Annotated in this window: 8 protein-coding genes and 1 pseudogene; 2 read left to right on the top strand and 7 right to left on the bottom strand. The window is 66.0% G+C overall.

Going from position 1 to position 16,748, the window contains the following annotated elements:
• Nucleotides 1–186: 186 nt before the first annotated feature.
• The 5 genes from ACFYO5_RS35665 to ACFYO5_RS35645 all read right to left on the bottom strand — a co-directional run bounded on the left by ACFYO5_RS35665 (nucleotide 187) and on the right by ACFYO5_RS35645 (nucleotide 5,945).
• On the bottom strand, nucleotides 187–1,290 hold the full coding sequence (locus ACFYO5_RS35665; RefSeq protein WP_388717252.1) for a hypothetical protein: 1,104 nt from the start codon (nucleotides 1,288–1,290) through the stop codon (nucleotides 187–189).
• Nucleotides 1,291–1,503: 213 nt separating this feature from the next.
• Nucleotides 1,504–2,712, bottom strand: coding sequence for a hypothetical protein (locus ACFYO5_RS35660; protein WP_388717249.1), 1,209 nt, complete (start codon nucleotides 2,710–2,712; stop codon nucleotides 1,504–1,506).
• A 57-nt stretch (nucleotides 2,713–2,769) separates the two neighbouring features.
• A complete protein-coding gene (locus ACFYO5_RS35655; protein ID WP_388717246.1) occupies nucleotides 2,770–2,970 on the bottom strand; it encodes a hypothetical protein in 201 nt (66 codons plus the stop codon).
• Nucleotides 2,971–3,929: 959 nt separating this feature from the next.
• Nucleotides 3,930–4,253: a hypothetical protein gene (locus ACFYO5_RS35650; protein ID WP_388717243.1), complete on the bottom strand. Its 324-nt coding sequence runs from the start codon at nucleotides 4,251–4,253 to the stop codon at nucleotides 3,930–3,932.
• Nucleotides 4,254–4,301: 48 nt separating this feature from the next.
• Nucleotides 4,302–5,945: a trypsin-like serine peptidase gene (locus tag ACFYO5_RS35645; protein ID WP_388717240.1), complete on the bottom strand. Its 1,644-nt coding sequence runs from the start codon at nucleotides 5,943–5,945 to the stop codon at nucleotides 4,302–4,304.
• Nucleotides 5,946–6,633: 688 nt separating this feature from the next.
• Here ACFYO5_RS35645 and ACFYO5_RS35640 point away from each other — a divergent pair.
• Both ACFYO5_RS35640 and ACFYO5_RS35635 read left to right on the top strand, forming a co-directional pair.
• On the top strand, nucleotides 6,634–7,143 hold the full coding sequence (locus ACFYO5_RS35640; RefSeq protein WP_388717237.1) for a hypothetical protein: 510 nt from the start codon (nucleotides 6,634–6,636) through the stop codon (nucleotides 7,141–7,143).
• Nucleotides 7,144–7,355: 212 nt separating this feature from the next.
• Nucleotides 7,356–8,080: pseudogene (locus ACFYO5_RS35635) on the top strand (IS5 family transposase); the annotation flags it as partial.
• Between the two features lie 675 nt (nucleotides 8,081–8,755).
• Here ACFYO5_RS35635 and ACFYO5_RS35630 read toward each other — a convergent pair.
• Both ACFYO5_RS35630 and ACFYO5_RS35625 read right to left on the bottom strand, forming a co-directional pair.
• Nucleotides 8,756–9,262, bottom strand: coding sequence for a hypothetical protein (locus tag ACFYO5_RS35630; RefSeq protein ID WP_388717234.1), 507 nt, complete (start codon nucleotides 9,260–9,262; stop codon nucleotides 8,756–8,758).
• Nucleotides 9,263–9,274: 12 nt separating this feature from the next.
• Complete coding sequence (locus ACFYO5_RS35625) at nucleotides 9,275–16,492, bottom strand: polymorphic toxin-type HINT domain-containing protein (protein ID WP_388717231.1); 7,218 nt, start codon at nucleotides 16,490–16,492, stop codon at nucleotides 9,275–9,277.
• Nucleotides 16,493–16,748: the final 256 nt, after the last annotated feature.

Raw genomic sequence — 16,748 nt, 5'->3', positions numbered from 1 at the left:
GCTCTGAGAGACTGGAGCCGAGAGCAAAAGGCTGGTCCATTCCGCGACGGGCAGGAATCCCAGCTGACCGTGTCGTTGGATCAGCCCGTCTCGTTCAGCGGACCTGCTGTCAGCGGGGTGGTCTGCCGTCGCGCTGTCCTTGACGGACCACTCCGTTCCTCTTGCAGTCACGCCTGGCCTCTGTGACTACTGGTGGCATCCCGGATTGCGCGACGCGGATATCGGCGGATCCCACGCGTCGGCGATGGATCTGTCTGGCTCCCAGCCGTAGAGCCATAGCTGATCTGCGTCGTCCAGTCGTCCGGTGTCTGCGAGCCAGCAGGCTGCCCACCGGAGTGCCTCAGCGTCGCCTGCGTCGGCGGCGCGCTCAACCCAGTGGAGTGCGTCATCCAGGCGGTCAGCCTCTGCAAGTTGGTCCGCTGTCCACCGTAGAGCCTTGGTCTGGCCGGCGTCGGCGGCGCGCTCGGCCCAGTGGAGTGCGTCATCCAGGCGATCAGCCTCTGCGAGTCGGTCGGCTGCCCACTGCAGGGTGGCAGTGTGCCCGGCGTTGGCGGCACGCTGGTACCAGGTGAGCGCTTCGTCCAGCCGTCCGGCAGCCGCCATCAGGTCGGCCGCCCACCGGAGTGCCTCAGCGTCGCCTGCATCAGTTGCGCGCTCAACCCAGTGGAGTGCGTCGTCCAGGCGGTCAGCCTCTGCGAGTCGGTCGGCTGCCCACCGTAGGGCTTTGGTGTGGCCGGCGTCGGCGGGGCGCTCGGCCCAGTGGAGTGCGTCGTCCAGGCGGTCAGCCTCTGCGAGTCGGTCGGCTGCGCACTGCAGGGCTTTGGTGTGGCCGGCGTCGGCGGCGAGCTGGTACCAGGTCAGGGCCTCGTCCAGTCGTCCGACAGCCGCCATCAAGTCGGCCGCCCACCGCATGGCCTCGGTGTCCTCGGCATCGACGGCGCGCTCCACCCAAGTCAGGGCCCCGTCCAAGTGCCCGGCAGCCGCCAGGGCTTCAGCTGCCCACCGCATCGCCTCGGTGCCGCTGGCGACAACGGCGCGCTCCACCCAGGTCACAGCTTCATCCAGCCGATCAGCCCCAACCAGTTGTCCGGCCGCCGCCGTTAGATCGGCTGCCCACCGCAGAGCCTCGGTGTGTCCGGCGTCAGCGGCACGCTGGTACCAGGTCAGGGCTTCATCGAGTCGTCCGGCAGCCGCCATCAGGTCGGCCGCCCACTGCAGGGCTTTGCTGTATCCGACGTCGGCGGCGCACTGGTACCAGGTGAGGGCTTCGTCCAGTCGTCCCGCAGCCACCAGGGATTCAGCTGCCCACTGCAGGGCCTCGGTGTCGTCGGCGTCGACGGCGCGCTCAACCCAGGTCAGGGCTTCGTCGAGTCGTCCGGCAGTCGCCAGCAGGGCCCCCGCGGCACCCGGGGCCTCGGTGTCGCTGGCCTCGGCATCGGCGGCGCGCTGGTGTCAGGTCAGGGCCGAGTCTAGTCGTCCGGCAACCATCATCAGGTCGGCTGCTCACTGCAGGGCCTCCGTGCCGCCGGCGTTGACGGCGCGCTCGCCCCAGAGCAGAGCCTCGTCCAGCCGATCGGCAACCACCAGTCGTCCGGCAGCCCACCGCAGGAGCCCTGTGTTGCCGGCAGCGGCAGCGCGCTCCGCCCAGATCAGGGCTTCGTCCAACCGGTCGGCCCGTGCCAGGAGGAGGGCCGTCCACCGCACAGCCTCCGTGTCCTCGGCGTCGGCGGCGCGCTCGATCCAGGGCAGTACGTAGTCCAGGTGGTCGACCTTCGCCAGCCGTTCGGCCGCCCACAGCAGAGTCGTGAGATCGCCAGCGTCGACGGCGCAGTCGTACCAGTTCAGGGCTTGATTCAACCGTCCAGCATCCGTCAGCCACCCAGCCACCAACCGCAGCGCGGAATCCTTGTCAACGTCGGCTGTAGTGGCGCAAAGGTGGAGGGCGATTCGCAGCAGGCCGCGGGTTTGGGCCGCATGGGCCAGAGTCAGACATTCGGCGGCGGGGGCGTGGTCAATGAGGGCGTTCCACAAAGTGGCGGGGGAGCGGAGGGTGTGGCGATGGCGGTGGCTGTGCTGTTCGAGGTAGTCGGCCAGGCGGTAGTGGGGCTGGGCGGGGGCGGGGTGTCCGGGACGCGGGCGGATGCGGGTAAGGACGCCGCGGGCGCCGCGAAGGGGTTTGGCGTTGTAGGCCAGGGCCTGTTCGAGCCAGTCCTCGTCGAGCAGGTCCCATTGAGTGTCGGTCAGGTAGCCCGGGGCGGCCGCTTCGAGCAGGGCCAGAGGGAGAGCGGGGCCGTGGCCGAGTCGGCGGGCGTCCATGGCAGCCTCGATCAGTGACCGCGCGCCGTCTGGTGCAGTGCGGTAACGCTCCAGCAGAGCCGGCGCTCCGGCCAGGTACTGGGTGATGGCGCCGCTCTCGGCATGGTCGGCGGCGTAGACCAGGCGCGGATCTTCCACCGCCCGGTCGGTCAGGGCGCGCAGGTCGGTGTTGCTGAAGGCTGGTGGGACGGACAGGTCGTGGCCGACCAGTAATGCACGGGCCTGGTGATAGGGGTCCTCGCGGCCGGGCTCGGGTTGAAGGGTGAGGGTGCGCCAGTAATCGGGCCACAGGGTGCCCAGGACCAACACGGGTGCCCGTCCCGGGTCCGCCAGCAGGGTGCGCAGCTTCGCTGCGAGGCGCTCACCCAGGGGAGAGGCGGTCAACATGGCTGACAACGGCTGAAGCCTCCTGACCGCTCGCCCCGGCGCGGCCACAAGGGGCGGCGTCGGCGCTCAAAACTCGCTGGCGCGCATCGGGACGAGTTCGGCGACCTCGAACTGGGTCGTCTTCGGGTGCAGTTCGAGGAAGCGGGCGATGACCTGGGCGTGCGCCTGACCGACGAACAGGTCCAGCGCCACACGATCGAGGGGACCGTCGTCCAACTGCAGGTATGTCATGGCCAGATGGGCGCCGTGGTGCAGAGCATCCTTCACGGTGGGGTAGGTCCAGGTACTCAGCCCCCGTTCCGGCTCGCTGCGGTGCAGCAGAACCCACGGACCGCCAGCCGCCCCCTCAGGCGCGCCGACCAAGGTCCGGCACGTGCGGCACCACGACGCGTTCGCGGCAAGCCGCTCCGCCGAACCGGCCCCCCACACCGGCTCCGGCGCGACAACGCGCGCGGCCGCTGGCCGTACAGGCAGGTTCTGCGGCTCCCGGGTGAGCAGGGACCTGGTAGGCGGTGCGGGCGCGGCCCTTCCGGCCTGCCGGAAGCTGCCACAGCGCCCGCGGCCACGGCTCATCGAGAGTCACTGAGGGGCCGCGACTGAACGGTCGGCCGAGGCCGACGAAGTCCCCGCTGGACGGTGTCGGCTCCTCCCCGGGAGGCAGCGGCAGCAGCCACCCGGCCGCGTCCTTCGCCCAGCCCTGCCCGCAGCCGCCACACCAGTGCACGGCGGCAGCCTGCTCGGCGGGGCTGTCGTACCAGCCCGGCTCTTCCATCGCCCAGTGGTGCTCCACCATCCTGGCTGGCGACACCGCCCGTGTGACAGGAGTTAGGTTCGCCGGCGGGCGGCGAGGTCGATGGACGGACGAGCACCCCGTTGGGGGTCGGCGTCCGGTGCCGCTTGTCCGGCCAGCTTCCAGACGTGTTCGTGGATGGGCCCGTGCGGTGCGGATCGCCGCAAGGGTCTTCGGCCCACCCGGGGCGAGGACACCGATGAGTCGGGAGACGGTGGGATCGGAAGCCACCGGACCGAACCTCGAACTACTCGCCGGGTTCCCACACACCGTCACCTGACGCCCAGCCCGTTTCCCCTGTCCTGTTGCCGCCCTGCAGACCATGCGCCGGCCCCGCATCGTCAATTGTAAAATGTCCGACGACCGGGCCAGGACCAGCCTCCACTACGACCGACCCCAGCCCAGTCGACGCCCTCCCGGGCACCCTAATGCACGGTTATCCCCTCGCGCGGCTGATCACATGGACGTATGTGACCTTGGCTGTTCCGCATGTGGCGATCGAGGTGAAGCCACGGTACACAAATGCACCTTCGGCCACCCAAGTCCGGCCGTCACTTGCCAGACAGTTCGCCATGGCCTTGTGACGCATCACTGCTGACGATCCACCGATGCAAAGTGCCTTTCCGTAGTTCTTCCCGCCGGTTGAATAGGATGATTTGGTGCACGTGTATGCATCAAGAGCGTTAGATGCATTGGCGACGCCGAGTACGGCGACGATAGCCATCCCTAAAGAGGCTCCCAGTGCGGCGTAGTTCTTCATTTCCCCTCCAGTAAAATGCATTCTCTGATGAAGCTCCGTTGTGAATGTTCAGGGAGCAACTAATTGATTCTCCCTGCCCACCCCGGCGGCGTTTCCGTCGACGTACAGGCTCAGCTCTCCGTCGGACCAGCGCACGATGGTGTCGTCCGGCCAGGGGTTGTCCGAATGGTCTCCGCCAGTGACGATCATGGCGTGGGCCCAGAGCTTGTTCGGAGCCTTCCACCTGTGCTCGGTGCCAAGTCCGCTGCCGGTGAAATCGCCGTAGCAAGTGACCTCACCGTCCGACCAGCGGACCACCAAATCCCAGACGTCCCCATGGGAGTAGTCACCGGAGCCCAGCTCCACGGCGTGCGTCCATGTCGCGTTGGGCCCGTGCACCTTGATCTCCTTGCCAAGCTGCTCACCCGTATTTTGGTAGACGGTCAGTTCGCCGTCCGACCAGCGGACCACGAGATCGTCCTGCCACTGGTTCCCGCCGAAGCGGCCTGCCGTGAGGGCAGCTGCGTGCTTGCCCCATGTGGCATTCGCGGCGACGAGCCGCTTCTCGCCGTGGAATCCTTTTTCATCCACTGAGGGGTACAGGGTCACCTCTCCGTCGGACCAGCGCACGATGAGATCCGAACCGTTGTCCCCGGTGAAGTCGCCGGCGACTACCTGCTTGGCATGGTCGGCCCACAGCTTGTTGGTTTTCTGCAGCGTGAACTCGCGGTCGAAGTAGTTGAGGTTCTTATCTGCTCCGCGGTAGAGCGACAGTTCGCCGTCCGTCCACATGACGACCATGTCCATGCGGTCGTCCTCGACGGCCCCGTTGAGAGTGAAATAGCCGGATTGGATATCCTTGGCGTGCTTCCACGCGGAAGCTGCGGCGAGCACGATGGGCGCGGGTATCCGGCCGGCGACGGCTGCGTCATAGATCCGCTTGATCTCGTCGCCGAAGTAGGACGAGTACGATGTGTCGGGGCTGGTGCCGCCGGTCTTCCAGCCGCCGGTCACACCGATCAGCTTCGGGGACTCGGAGTCGGCGGTAATGAACGGACCGCCGGAGGTCCCGGAGACGTAGCCGTCGCAGTTGACCTCGGTGAAGGTGCCACCCTTCACTTCGCCGTCGTTTCCCGTGGTGAACTTCTTGGCCGGGGTGACACAGTCCAGGGGGTCCTGCTTCGGCTCGAAGCCTGGGTAGCCGATGACACGAAGCTTGGGGTGGTCGTATCCGGTGTTGATGCCGAGTTCGATCGCCCCTACGACATCCTGGACGAGCCTTCCGTCGGAACGGGCACCGGTCTTCAGAATGGCGAAGTCCAAGTTGGTGTACGACTTGTCCCCACCTTTACTCATATAGCGTGGGTCTGCGTAGATTTGTCCTTTCTGGATCGGGTAGACCCCGTGGGGCTTTGGGTTCCTCTTGCTGTGTTGAGGAACGAAGGCGAGAGCCCGCTGTTGGTCATTGCCGTCGAAGCAGTGCGCGGCCGTTGCCACCAGGTTCTTGCCGGGAGACCTCACCACCGTGCCGGCGCAGAATCGGTAGAACAGCTCGCCGTTCTCATCCGTTTCGGCCCAGAAGAAGGTGCCGACCTCCTTGATCCCCTCGAACGGGTGCGAGGGGGAGAACGGCTGCGGTCGCTGCTTGCGCGCACTGGCTGGTGTCTTCGTTTCCCGCGCCTCCTGCTCCTCGACCGGGATGGCCTGTGCCATGCGGTCCTCGGACCAGAACGCATCCAGTCCACCGGCACCTGCCGGGGTCGGTCGTATCGTGGGACCGGGCGACTCAGCGGGCGCCGGAGGCACCGTGGGGTCGCTGGACCGCATCGGTTGATCCGGTGGGTTGATGGTCGAGCCTGGCGGTGCTGTCAGGGTAGGGGGAACGAGCGTGGTGGCGGACGGGGTGGGAACCGCCGGTGACGAACCGGAGACGTCGTCCGACGGCACCACAGGACTCGGGACATCAGCCGAGGGCGTGATCGGCACAGGGGCGGCATGGGCGGCTATTGCGCCGGTGAGAATCACGACGGCGCCGAGCGCCATCGTCGGCAAGGTACGTCTGTATCGCATGAAACAGGCTTCCCCCATCATTGGACTTACGGGCGAGCCCGGTGGTCAGCCGGACAAAGATCCGCTCGTGGTCAGGGTTAGACCGTAATTCGGGAACTGCCGCGTTCACGAGCCCTTGCGAAGATTTGGCCGCATCTCGATGGAACGCAAGGGCTCTGGGTTGCATCTCTCCACCTGGAGACAAAGGCGAGCAGGGAGAGCAATGAGGACAACGGTACGTACTGCGCTTGTTGTGACCGTAGGGGTGCTCTGTTTCCCCCTGGCCGGTTGCGCTCGCTCAGAAGCTCCCAAGGGGCCGGCCCTACCGAGTCAGAAAGATGCGGCTTACGCGGTGGCCTACGGTGCGGGGCATGAAACGGGGAAGGCCATCTACGACTCGGAGGGTAAAGGCGCGGCCGTACGTGAAACCGTTTGGGGTGGCTGCACACGACGGGCCCTCGACGCCAAGGCCACCGAAGCCGTAGCTGACAGGGGCGCCTGGGTGCAAGGCTGCCTGGATGGCGTCGCCAACAGGCCAGCCAGCCCCCCGACCGCCACAGTCACCAGCCGCACCGAGGACGCAGAGTTGATGGTGGCCTTCCGCTCCTGGGTGCATGCCACCGGCGGGCAGAAGTTGGCCCAGCATGTGTCCAAGCTGACCGTGGCACAACTAACGAAGACCGACTACGACATCGAGTTGACCACCGACTACATTCCGGCCAGCCAGGAGCAGGCCAACGAACTCGCGCGGAGCTTTGTCACCTGGTGGGATGGCGACAATGGTAGGGGCGAAGACGGCGTCGCCCGCAACGTCCTGGTCCTCGGCGGCGACGGAAAGATGCTGCTGGCTCAGAGAATCTGAACCACCCGCGGCCATGCCAGCCCGGGAGGAGAAGGCGTAAATGAAGACGCCCCATTCGGCAGTAAGACAGTTCACAGGCGGTTGGTGAACCGCCCGTCGGGCAGTTTGCGCAGCCAGCCGCAGTCAACCAGCCTGACCAGCTTCCCGCGCGGCGGCTTCAGCTTGGCCCGCACACTTATAGCGGCTAACACAATGAGGTGGATCGCTCCTGGTTGCCGTGTCCGGGGCGAGAGTTGAGCGTTCGGTCCTCTGTGGGGACGTCACCGTGGATCGTGTCGGATGAGCTGTGGGATCACCTGGAGCCGCTGCTGCCGCAGCGAGAGCGCAGGTTCCGGTATCCGGGCCGCAAGCCGTTGCCGGACAGGGATGTGCTGTGCGGGATCTTGTACGTGCTGCACACCGGGATCCAGTGGGAGTACCTGCCTCAGGACCTCGGCTTCGGCTCGGGCATGACGTGCTGGCGCCGTCTGCGGGACTGGAACGAGGCCGGAGTGTGGCAGCGGCTGCACGAGGTCCTGCTGGCCGAGCTGAACGCGGCCTCCCGGCTGGACTGGTCCTGCTGCGTGGTCGACTCCTCCCACGTCAGAGCGCTAAAAGGGGGATGCACACGGGCCCCTCGCCGGTCGACCGAGGCCGGGCCGGCTCGAAGCGCCACCTGATCACCGACGGGCACGGCACCCCGCTCGCCGTCCTGCTGACCGGCGGCAACCGCAATGACGTCACCCAACTCCTGCCCTTGCTCGACGCCATCCCGCCGGTCCGCGGCCGGGTCGGCCGGCCCCGCCGCAAACCGGACTCGCTGTTTGCCGACCGCGGCTACGACCACGACATCTACCGCGACCAGGTCCGCGCCCGCGGCATCGTGCCCGCGATCGCCCGCCGCGGCACCCTGCACGGCACCGGACTGGGCACCTACCGCTGGGTGGTCGAGCGATCCACTGGGTCGACCTTGACCTCGCCAACGGCACCGCGGCCCATTCGCCGCATCCTCGAATGCACCAACGCGGGCGGGCTCGCCACTCTGCCCACCAAGACCCCGGCCTCCGAACGCCACATCGCCCTCCCCGCCAGTTGCCTCCAGTCGCTGAAGCACCGCCACGAAGAGCATCAGCACGACCGTGACACGACGGGCGCCGAGTGGCAGCACAACGGGTACGTGTTCACTACGCCGCAGGGTAGAGCGATCGACCCGACCAACCTCACCCGGACCTTCACCACACTGCTCCGCAACGCCGGGCTCCGCCGCATCCGCTCCACGACCTCCGGCACTCCACGTCACTCTGCTCCTGGAACAGGGCGTCGAACTCGTCGTCATCAAGGAATTTCTCGGCCACGCCCACATCGGTGTCACCGCCACCGTCTACGCCCACGTCCGACTCTGCCTCCAGCGCGACGCCATCGATGCCCTCAGCACCGCCCTTGACCGCCCTGCCAACGACGAGTCGACCCGCGACGACGGCGACGACCCGCCGCTATGCGGAGCCACCGGCCACTGACGTTGCCGTCAACTACTGCCGTCACCCATCGCGGAAGCCCCGCCAGGACGCACCTGACGGGGCTTCAAGTTTGCTACTGCTATCCAGCGTGCGAGGTGGGGGATCGGGCCGTGAGGCTACACCTCACCCTCCAGCCAACGTTCGAATGGCGCGACCTCCGACAGGTCGGAATTGATCGCCTTCAACCCTTGGGCGAAGTCTTCGGCCAATTTCGAGAGCATCGCGACCAGCTCACTTTGGGCAATGCTCTCGCACTCTGGGTTTGGCACCCAATTGGTCCGCGACTCGCAGTGAATTATCACGAGATCATGGCTCGGACGGAAGGACAAAGTCCTCTCGATACCCTGCGAGTAAAGATCCACCTCGACTTCGCGACGTTCGCGCACACTCGCCATAAGCGACGGGAACTGCTCCATGAAGGCAGACAGGTCATACCCGACATCGAGCGGCCACTCATCGCTTCCGAAGCCGCCAATGCGGAATCTGCTGCCTCCAGCATCGGAGAGGGCGCTACATGCCTCCATGACGAGGGTTTCGTAGTCGTCACCCGACTTCAGACCTTCTGAAGCAGCAGCCACGGCACCAGACTGCACGACCGGATTGAACGAAACAGAGAAGCTCATCTCTCCAGCCTCCTAAGGGCCAACAATTGGGAATCCTGTCTTGTACAGCCCGTTTGGACTCGGGACAACGGTAGCTGCCCGCGCTTGGACGATACTCCCATCCGGCATAATAACCTGCCCCAACCCGTCCGGAAGGCGCACCGACCTGGGACCGGCTCCTTCGACATGGAGACCCTTAAGGAACTCTGCAGCGGCGTCATTGTCCAGCCATTGGCCCTGCTGATTCCCGGTACTACGAGCGCGATCGGTCAGAGACTTCGTGTTCTTCGCTCCGGCACCATGAGTCTTGAATGTATGACCCCACGTTTTCACGCTGTTTGCGGCCCAATTTGTGCACCCGTTGCTGTTGTGAACCAGAACCGGCGTGGCACCAGCGAGTACATAGTACGTGTGCAGCTCATCGACGGTGAGATTGTAGGTGCGGGCGCGCTGCTGGTATGCGCGGTTGGCCACGACCGAGACGGTGGTTCCGTCCTCGGTGCGGAGGGTGATGCCGGGTACCAGGTTTTGGGCCGCGATCCACTGTCCGAGCTCAGGGATCCAGAAGGGGTGTTCGTGGGTGGCGGTAAGTTTGCGCGGGCCATCGGGTGTCTGAATGGTGAGTTCGTTGAAGTGCTTGTCATGCTCGGTGACGATGAGCTGGGTTACCTTGCGGGGTCCGGTTTCCCCGGTTTCGGGGTCCGTTGCAAGTACTTCGTCCCCGACTTCTATGTCCTCTATGTTCTTCGAGGATTCGTCTGCCAAAAGTACTTTGGTGCCGGCGAGGAAGCACTGGTTGCACTTCGGGGATTTAGACCTGGGGCCGCCAAAGCTGCCGAAAATTCCAGGCCCTTCGGGGCCGTAGGCGGCTGCTCCGAATGCATTGGATATTGCTGCAGCCATACCCCAGCTCAGACCGGCAGGGCATTTCCTGTCGACTGCCAGGCAACCTGCACCCTTTGAGCCGTTGACGGCAGCAGAATCGATGGGCTGAGACATATCTGTGCAGTTGTCGATGCCGTATGTGGAGCAGAGATACCGGAGTTTTTCGTAGAACGCATTGATGTAGGTGGGAGCTTTTTTCCATTTAGCAGGGACGTGCACGGTGGGGAAGATTGTGATGTATCCGTCACCGTTGTAGTCGTACTGAGCGCTGCCTTCGTCGTGCCAGTCGAACAGGACCAAATTACTGGGGGCGTCGCGGACGCAGCCTTCGGGTTTGGTGCAGGGGGCTGTTCCACCGCTTTCGGCGTCCAGCATGAGGCCGGTGGGGTCGCTTTTGCTGACGGGGCCGTTGTTCGCGTAGGAGTACCCGTTCATCTGGAGCGGGTCGGCAATGTCGATGATCGGGTCGGCGGTGATGAAGCGTCCGGACGTCTGGTCGTATTCGCGAGCGCCGATGTGGGTTAGGCCGGTGGTGGTGTCGTCGATGCCGGTGCCGAGGTAGCTGCGTTTGTTGGGCCAGGAGGCTGGCTTGGTGCCTCGGATTTCGCCGTACGGTTTGAAGGCGCGGCGGGTGACCGGCTGGGTGCCGGACAGTTCAATGGTGGTGTTTGCGGTGCCGAGGTGGTCGGCGAGGAGGACGTTGAGCTTGTGGCCTGTCGTCGCTCCGCTTGTGGTGGTGCGGACGACTGTCGGTGCGTCGGCCTGGCCGTATGCGCGGGATGCCTTGGTGATGCTGCCCGTGGCGTTGGTGGTCAGTTCCGTTTCGCCCAGGTAGAGGACGGATCCGGAGGGTGAGTTCTCCAGGATGCGGTTGCCGTCCGCGTCGTAGACATACGTCATCTTCACGCCGGCGCTGGTGAGGGAGTCCAGTTTGCTCTCGGGTGACCAGACCAGGTCCTGAGCGGTTGCGGAAAGGTCGCGGTCTGTCGTGTTGCCGGTGGCGTCGTAGGTGTACGTGCTGTTCTTGCCCGCTGGCGCCGAGGTAACCGACGTCATGGTGTGCGGCTGGGATGTGGTGCCGCTGGGAAGCGTCTTGCCGTGGCCGTAGGTGAACGTGGCGTTCTTCGCCGGGTCAGCCGTGTCGTGCTCGGTGAGGGTGGCGCGGTTGCCGATCCAGTCGAAAGTAAACGATTGCCGGTAGGCGGTAGCGCCCGTGGAGACGGTGCCGGCGGCGGGGGCCGTTGCCGCGAGGGACGCGGTAAGTGCTGTGTCTGGAGTGGTGGTGTCCGCGGCGGTGTCGGGGGCGTCGGCGACGGGGCCCGAGGAGGTGGTGTAGTCGGTGTTGTAGCCCCAGGTGGTGCCGGTGGCTGCTTTGCAGCCGGTGCTGTTGCCGTCGGGGGTGATGTTCGATGTCCAGGCGTTGATGAGTTCGCCCATGACGTCGTAGGTGAAGCACTGGGTGTCCCACGTTCCTGCGGCTGCGTCAGCGAGGTGGCGGGAGGCTGAAGTGATCGTGCCGGAGACGTCATAGGAGTAGTAGCTGTCGGTGATGCGGTGCGGGCCGGCGGTCTCTCGGTCGGCGACGGTGCGCTGGAGGCGGCCGGTGTGGGGGTCGATGAAGTTCGTCGTCCACACGCGGTAGGGCTGGGCGCCGGAGACCGTGCGGAGCACCTCGCCGTAGGGCGAGTAGGTGGCGTCGGTCGTGTACCAGGTGGCACCCGAGGTGCTTTCTATGAGGCCGTCGCCGTTGTAGCGGGTGACGACCTTCTCCCGCGCCAGGCCACCCACTGAGGGCAGAGTGACCGACTGAGGCTTGCCGGTGAGTGTGTAGGTGTAGTTGTAGGCGTAGGTTCCCGACAGGCCTGTCGTCATCGAGTTCGCAGGGATGACGGTCTCGGTTCCGGTGACCTTGTAGGCCGCGTCGTAGCCGGTGACGCGGTTGATGTAGTCGCCGTCGGCGGTGTGCCGGATGGACTCCTTCATCTGGCCGATCCCGCCGGGCGCCGTGTCGTAGGTGTACTCCTTGGCCGGACTGGCGGTGGCCGAGCCGTGGCGCACGTACCGGATCCGGCCGAGCGGGTCGTATTCGGTGAAGGTTTCTTGCTGGCGGGCGTTCTTGGTGTAGGTCAGGCGGTCGGCGTTGTCGTACCGCATCGCGGTGGTGCCGGTGTCGGGGTCGTTCGAGGAGACGATCCTCGCCCGGGCGTCGTAGACGTACGACCAGACGTTGCCTGCGGTGTCGGTGACCTTGCTGCGGTTGCCGCGAGCGTCGTACTCGTAGGCGGTGTCGCGGCCGGTGTCGGAGGCGGCAGCATCCTGGCTGTAGTAGCGGATGGACGAGACCCGCCCGAGGGCGTCGACGTCGGTCCGTGTCCGCGGCGCCGTGGATCCCGCCGGGTTCACGGTGACGCTGGTGTCCCCATAGGACTTGGTCGCCGTGTACTTGCGGACGTCCGCGTAGTAGGTATCAGCGCGAAGCTCGCGCTCCAGGCCGTCGTAGGTGTACCTGACGGAGCTGGGGATGAGGGACTTGGACCTGGGGGCGAAGAGATCAGTGCTCGGCTCGCCCTTCGCCAGGTAGGCGCCGCTCTTCTCAGCGACCAGACCGTGGTCGTCGTAGTGAGTGTCGACGACGATCCGGCCGGCGCCGTGGGCCTCGCTCTGGGTCTGGACTTCGCGCTGGAGTCCGTCGTAGAGGGTGACCTGGCGGGAATAGGAGCCGTTGTCCTTGAGGGACTGGACGGTCACCGCGGCCGGACGGTTCACCTCGGGAGTGGCCACTGCCGTCTGGTACGTGATCTGTACGGTGGGCGACGTGACGGGGGCGGAGGGCGACCAGCCCTTGACGAGGCGGCCGAGGGCGTCGTACTCACTGCGGGTGACACGGCCGTTGGGGTCGGTGATGGTCAGGGCGAGTCCGCGGCCCGGGTCATAGGTCGTGGTGGTCGTCTGGTCCTTGGTGTTGATCGACTTGACCTGGGTGAGGGGGCCGCCGGTGTCGGCGGGGGTGTACTGCGTCTCGGCGGTGCCCACTTCGGGTGCAGTGACAAAACGTACCCGCCCCAGCGGATCGTAGGTCGTCGTGGTGACGACCGCACTGGCGTTGCCGGCACCGTCGTTTGTGGCCTGTGAGGTGAGCAGGCCCTTGACCGGTGTCGCGTTGTCGCCCAGGGCGTCGTAGGTGTTGTGCACCTGTGTCTTGAGCTGCGTTGCCGGGTCGGCAGTGGCCTGGCCGACGCATGACGTTGCTGTGGTGCGTTGGTCCTTGGGCAGGCCGATCAGCCACGCTGTCGTGTTGTGGACGTACGTCGACGTCGTGCAGGTGTAGTCGGACAGGGCCTCGGAGCCGCCACTGGGCTTGACCACGAAGGTCTGGACCTGCACCGGCAGGCCATAGGTGTCCTCGACCGTGGTGAGGGTTCGCACGGCGCGCCAGCTGCTGCCGGCCGTCTGGATGTCGTCCGTGCGTTTGACGCCGACGCGGTGGGCGAGGAGCGGGGCGGCTGCTGTGCCGTCTTCGTTCTCGCGGGCGCGTGAGGCCGTTTGCTGGGAGTAGGGGAAGGAGAGGCTGCGCTTGAGAATGCCGCCGCTGGAGTTTTCGTAGGTGATCGTCTCGGCGGTCATGCCCGCGAACTGCTCGGCGTCGTCGGCGAGAAGCGTGTAGGTGCCGGTGGAGTCCTTCACGGCTCCGCTGGTGCCCTGGAAGTAGCGGGTGACGGTCTTGGATTGGGAGTTGACGGCGCGGACGCCGACGATCTCGGATGTGCTCTTGGCGCCCTTGAGGACGGTGACGGTGCGGTAGCCCTTCCAATCGCTGTAGGTGCGCAGGGCGGGGCGGGTGAACTCGTCGTCGCTCTTGGCCCAGGCCGAGTCCTCGTACCTGTACCGGGTGGTGACCGGTTTGCCGTGTGAGGTGATCTTGTCGGTCTCGGTCACGGTGTCGACGACGTACTTGTTGAACCAGGCCTTCGCGGGCGTCTTCTCGTCACCGTCGGGCGACCAGCGCACCGGGAAGCAGGTGCTGTTGTTCTTGCCCTTGTCCTCGGAGGGTTCGTCTGGGCAGCCGCCGGTGTACTCGACCTCGATGTCGCCGCCGTTCTCCGTGGAGACGGTGCCGATGCGGGGGCGGGTGAAGCCGGGGCGCTGGTCGTTCTTGCCGTTGAGGACCAGGTTGGGCAGCTGGCGGTCCTTGAGACGTGCCCGCAGGGGGGAGTCGGTTCCGACTGTGTAGGGGGCGAAGCTGACGCCGGCGGCCGACTGCTTCGTACCGACGGTGTCGCCGGGTGCGAAGCCGGTGCGGGTGATGGAGTTCAGCCACAGGCCGGGCGCTGTGTCGTACCAGTCCTTGGGGAAGGACTGGTGCAGGGTGTAGGCGTCCACCTTGCCCAGGCCGCTCTGGCCGGCGCGGGCCGCCTTGGTCGTCACCGTGGTCAGGCGCAGCTGCGTCCAGAACGACGGGAAGGTGGGGCACATGTCGGAGGTGGATTTGCAGTTGAGGTTGCCGGGAGTGTCCCACCACTTGCGGTAGGCGCCTGGGTCGTCGGTCTTTGCGAAGTTGGCTGAGTCGCAGACGGTCGGGGACTCGTCGATGCAACGCTGCTCGATCCCGAACTCGACCTTCGCCGACGGTGTGGTGAGGTCGCTGCGCATGCCGTACTCGATGGATACCGGGTAGGCGTAGCGGTCGTACTGCTCAGGCGTCTTGAACTTCTTGCGGACGGCGTAGTTGTTCGTCTCCTGCTTCCAGTTGACGATCATCGTGTTGCCATGGACGTCGACAACCTTGTCCAGGCCCCAGCGCCAGGCCTGCTGCTTGCCTGCTCCGCAGCGCGAGTCGGCGAAGGTGCCGGCGTGGCAGGGCTCGGCCGGGTGATTGCCGAACACGGGAGCGGTGGAGACGGAGCCGGTGTCCGCGTGGCCGCCGCCGACCTGGTTGAGCCCCAGGTAGTACTTCGTGCCGTCCTTGGTGGTGACCAGCCAGTACTCGCCGTTGTTGTCGCCGTTGGTGCCGCCTACCTTGTGCTCGACGCGCGTGCCGTCGTCCTTCAAGGGACGGTAGATCTCGGTGTCTGTCTCGGGGTTGCTGCCGGCGGAGGCGTCCCGGACGAGTTCGGTGGTCTTGCCGTTCAGGGACATCACGGCGTTGTACGACACCCAGCACAGGTCGGACGTCTTGTCGCTCTTGGCGGTGTTGTTGGGCGCGCCGGCATCCAGGGTCTTGGTGTCGTCTTTGCAGGAGCGGTAGCGGCGCTCGATGAACCCGGGGTCGTAGTTCCAGCCCTCGCCGATCCAGGAGGCCTGCGGAGAGGAAACAGCCGTGCGGCCGTCCACCGTCTGGGAGCTGTAGTTGAAGGCGATTTGGGGTGCCGGCCCTGCGGGCGGCGGAGGAACGGTGAGCGGGTAGGACCAGGTGAATGCTCCGGCGGAGCCGCCGGCCTCCCATTTGCCGTCAGAGGCGAGAGGGCTCGCCTTGAAGTCGCCGCTCTTGCCCGCACCGGAGTCGACCGCGCCAATGACCGCCGTGCTGCCGGAGGCCGCCGCAGGAGTCGCAAGGGTGGAGGTGCGGCGATACGAGGCCTGCATCACGCTGGAGGGGCTGGGCTCGGTGACTGTGGCGGAGGCCGGGGTCACGGTGCCGTCGGCGGACGGGTCGACGGTCGCGGTGATCGAGTTCGCGTCGACGTCGTTCGTGGTTTCCAGTTCCTCGTAGGCCTGGCACGCCTCGTCGTCGGGTGTGTCCAGGTAGCAGTCGGGGAACTGCACGAAACGCAGGCGGGAGGCCCAGTCCGCTCCGTAGAGGCTCTCGAACTTCGAGTAGTCAAGCTTCACCGAGACGGGAACAGCACCTGTGGCCGGTGCTTCCACCCTGACCACTGCGCCGTCGACGCCCTGGCCTGCAGCGGAGGTGCGGCTTGAGATGACGACCTGCCAGGTGCCGGCCGGCTCCGGCTGGCCGGCGGCCTGCCCCAGGCTGACGGGCAGGGAGCCCGCCGGGAGCATGCCCGTTGGCTCATCAGCGGTATCCGCGCGCAGGGACGCCGGGGTTGTCGTGGTCCCAAAGTTCACGGGGGCAGTTACGTCGGCCGGCGGGGGAGTAGTGCCCGACGGTGGCTCAACCTGCGGTTCGGGCTCCTCCTGCTTCAGCGTCTCCAAGTCGCGAGAGAAAACTGTGCCGGGGACGGGCTCTTCGTTCCCCAGCGGTTCCAACTGCACCGCCTCGCGGCCGGTCTCTTCGTGAGAGAGGTCGGGGTCGGGTGGCACCGCCAGCGCCTGGGCGGGCAGCAGCCCGACCAGGAGTGCGGCGGCGATGCTCGGCACGACGGTGCGTGCGAGACGGCGGCGGGCATGCGGAAGTCGGCCGAACACGACGGGGTCCCTCACCACTCCAAGCGGGACCGGTGAGGGACCACGCGCGATGACTTGCTGAACAGCGCAGATTCTGTGGTCGATCCGTGAAGGAACACCAGGTTGCTTGTGATCATGTGACTATGATCACGCTCCGTAACAGGGCACTGCTCTATGAAGCGCATGGAATATGCACATATCCGGAGCGAGTGTCGTGTCAGCCTTCGATCCGGGCGTCTCATCCGGTACTGACCTGCACGCCTTCAAAACATTCGCT

It is taken from the genome of Streptomyces sp. NPDC006259 (assembly GCF_042870975.1).
Lineage (GTDB): Bacteria > Actinomycetota > Actinomycetes > Streptomycetales > Streptomycetaceae > Streptomyces.
This window is presented reverse-complemented; position numbering and strand designations above follow the sequence as displayed.

What these genes read in the sequence shown, in the direction of transcription:
- ACFYO5_RS35630 (WP_388717234.1), bottom strand. Translation starts at nt 9,262, where the DNA reads ATGAGCTTCTCTGTTTCGTTCAATCCGGTCGTGCAGTCTGGTGCCGTG.
- ACFYO5_RS35650 (WP_388717243.1), bottom strand. Translation starts at nt 4,253, where the DNA reads ATGAAGAACTACGCCGCACTGGGAGCCTCTTTAGGGATGGCTATCGTC.
- ACFYO5_RS35645 (WP_388717240.1), bottom strand. Translation starts at nt 5,945, where the DNA reads ATGGCACAGGCCATCCCGGTCGAGGAGCAGGAGGCGCGGGAAACGAAG.